Raw genomic sequence first — 3,130 nt, 5'->3', positions numbered from 1 at the left:
CTCGTTTGTGATCGAGGACCTGAAGGATCACGTCTCCACCCGCCGCGCCATCGCGCCCACCAGCTTCCAGAGCTGAGCGCTTGCCGCCCAACACGCCCCCTTTCCCACCAACGGGAAAGGGGGCTTTTGGCGTTCAATCCTTCTCCGCAATCGACCGTGTAAGTACGATGCGAAATCTGACACCGTCGGTCAGGTTCATCGCTTCAATTGTTCCGCCCATGGTGGTTACGAACGACTTCGCTGCATAAAGACCTTGGCCCAGGCTCTTGGTCTCAGGCCCTTGCGTCGTGACCCCGTATTCGAAGATGGCTTCCAGCATTCCATCAGCAATGCGAGGCCCGTGATTGTCAATATCTAGGACCGCCTTGTCGCCCTCCGATGATAACGACAGCACGATATCGGATCCTGCCTCCCTGTATCGAGAGCCGTTTGTCAGAATGTGGGAGATCACATCCTCCAAGGCCGTAAGCTCGCAATTTACCCACAGCCCACTAACGGGGCCACGATAGATCAGGTTGTCGAAGGTCCCATACCCGGTCGCATTTTCTACCAGCGTATTTAGAAAGGAAGCCAGATCCTCACGGGTTGACACCAGATCGGCTCGTTCAAAAGCCTCCCTAGGACCACTGGACGCGTCGAATCGCTCAATCGCATTCTGAATGCGTTTGATTTGTCGGTAGGCGTCAGCGGTTTGCGGCATTGCCAAAAGAGATTGCAGGGGACTGCGGACGTCATGACCGATCATTTTCAGGTTGTTGACCTCGGCTTCTACAACGTCAGTCACTCGCGCCAGCAATGCATTAAAGGATCGCGTCAGAATCCCAAGCTCATCACTTGGAGAGGAAGTTGATATGACAACTCGCTTCGATAGATCTACTGTAGCCGCTTCAACGTTATCAGACAGCTGCTGAATTGGCAAAAGAACCTTCCGAAATACGATTGCATAGACGAGCCCAGTCGCCATCATTAACAAAATTAGATAAGTCGCACGAAAAGCGTTTTCCCTAATCCATATCTCTCCAGCCAGCTGCTCATTATATCTAGCTATCACTTCAGGAGAACCCACTCCATCAACAAACCCTTTCAACTGAAGGTTATTGCGCTGTGTGAATATACCACGCGATATTAAGCACCACAGATCACAGCTGCCTATTATATTGGGTTTTGCAGATTTACCCGAAATGCCCTTGGACTGGCAAATTCCAGCTGCACTTCGCCAGATAATCTTGTGTCCGTCCCGGATACATACCTCTACGCCCTCGTCGACATGTGGCATTACGATCTTATCAATTGATATTATTGCCGATCCGGGAAGATCAGCGATTCTGTCGTTTATGCTCACGAAAGTAGAAGCTCGAGTCACGGCGATACCAGTTTTTCTGTCAAGCTTCATTACAGCAACGCGGACGTTGATTTTACTTCTATCCAGCGCTGCCGGAGGCCACTGCTTGGAGAAGCGATTGAAGATCGGCAAGGCGTCGTGAGAAAGCATGCACAGGTAAATACGCCTCCCCGGTTGTTCGGATGGAAGCCTGAGCTGACATTGGGAATGACTCATAGGCAGACCACCAACGCTCTTGCTACTCACCAGAAATGGAGTAGCTACTTGGCGAAGGCCCTTGAAGGTCGGCCGGATCTGTTCGACGATTGCGACATCGTCATATTGATCATCCTTCTGAAACACTATCCGGACATGATCACCAGCTGTGACGGACGGGCTACCTATCCGGTGGAGCATCATCGAGCGATCAATGAATTCTACTATTACATAGACGTATTTTCCCGTTTGAATAAAATCTTTGGAATAGCGCCCGCTTCGTTCAAGCACTCCGACACAGGCTTTAAGCACTGCACCATTCGGATTATCGAAATTACGACGACAGGTACGATACTCCGTAAAGTCTGCTCCCTGCGGCCTGTTCAAAGGCATTGGGTAAGGCAGAAGTGCAGGAACCAAGGTTCGATATGCCGGCAGCGATGGCGGGTCACGTAGAAGCAGCCTTATCTCGTCAGGCTGCAGAACGTTCTTTATCGCCTCAACTCGTTGTACAAGGCGGCTCTTGCTTGATATCGAGTATTGATCAAAGCCGTATCGCAGGAAGTTGATTGTCAGGAAGAGTTGAGCAATCAATAGAGCGCAAAAGGAGGTATGGAAGACGTACGACAGGCTGAGGGAATTGATCCTGTCCCGCACCACGATGAAGGCAGAGAGCAGACTCTTCCACATATCGCCTCCTCGCATAGCGTCACGACTTCCACATATAGCCGGCCATTGGAACGCTCTTTATTGCATCAAACGAAGAATCGACCTCACGGATCGCGTTTCTTATAACCTGAATATGCGCGCGGATGTTCACGGTGTTATGGCCTGTCGCAATCATTCCGTATAGCTCCGAATACGGTACAAGCTGTCCCGAACGATCAAACAGCAACTTTGCAATACGCTGTCCGGTCAGTGGTAAGTTTATCCTTTTGCCTCCGTATGTAGCACTGGTTTTGTTTAACGGATCCACTTCAAGGCCACCAGCTTTTTTGGCTGTCGGTTCGGGAGTGAGCTCAGCAGTTGCCTGCCGATGTCGCAGCGCCCGCGACACGAACTCCAAAAACGAATCCTTGTTTTCTTCCGACAGTGGTTTGACGAGGTAGTCCCAAGCCTCAAGCTCCCTCATGATGGAACGATAAGTATCGGCCGGTGCGCCTGAAATCACGAGAACCGGGCCGTGGTTCCCTTTGTGAACGGTGTTGATCAGGCCAACCCCTGCATTCCTCTCATGGCCGAGCTGGATATCGAGGCAGATCAGGTCAAACCGGTCGGAACGGAGCAACTGCTCTGCATCGTGTCGGGTCAGGGCTTGAACCACGTCGATCTTCTGATCTGCGGTTTCCAGCTCACGGAGCCACCGCGTAAAGAGGTCACTGGTAGCTTGGTCATCTTCAATCACGGCAAAACGTAGGGTGTTCGACATCGATACCTCACTTCTGCCCCCTCCTTGCACTCGTTGCCGTGAAGGTACGACGCCTCTGGCGTGAGTTTTCCTTCACATGTGAGCTGGAGGCGTTGCTTGGTGAAGGCAATCAGCATGACGATGAGAATAGACTGGTGGTGGCCCTCGTAGTCTCCTCACGCCTG

Annotated in this window: 2 protein-coding genes; both read right to left on the bottom strand. The window is 51.7% G+C overall.

All coding sequences use genetic code 11. The features are described 5' to 3' along the window. Window positions 1–133 precede the first annotated feature (133 nt). Window positions 134–2,227, bottom strand: a complete 2,094-nt coding sequence (locus tag LRA87_RS18295) for a HAMP domain-containing sensor histidine kinase (RefSeq protein ID WP_230782556.1) — start codon at window positions 2,225–2,227, stop codon at window positions 134–136. A 19-nt stretch (window positions 2,228–2,246) separates the two neighbouring features. Further along, window positions 2,247–2,966, bottom strand: coding sequence for a response regulator transcription factor (locus tag LRA87_RS18290; protein ID WP_230782554.1), 720 nt, complete (start codon window positions 2,964–2,966; stop codon window positions 2,247–2,249). Window positions 2,967–3,130: the final 164 nt, after the last annotated feature.

The organism is Sphingomonas sp. Leaf37, assembly GCF_920939475.1.
Classification (GTDB): Bacteria; Pseudomonadota; Alphaproteobacteria; order Sphingomonadales; family Sphingomonadaceae; genus Sphingomonas.
Note: the sequence above shows the minus strand (reverse complement) of the source record. Positions and strands in the feature narration are given on the sequence as shown.

Bases quoted from the DNA above. Each gene is read 5' to 3' on its own strand.
- LRA87_RS18295 (WP_230782556.1), bottom strand. From the start codon at position 2,227: ATGTGGAAGAGTCTGCTCTCTGCCTTCATCGTGGTGCGGGACAGGATC.
- LRA87_RS18290 (WP_230782554.1), bottom strand. From the start codon at position 2,966: ATGTCGAACACCCTACGTTTTGCCGTGATTGAAGATGACCAAGCTACC.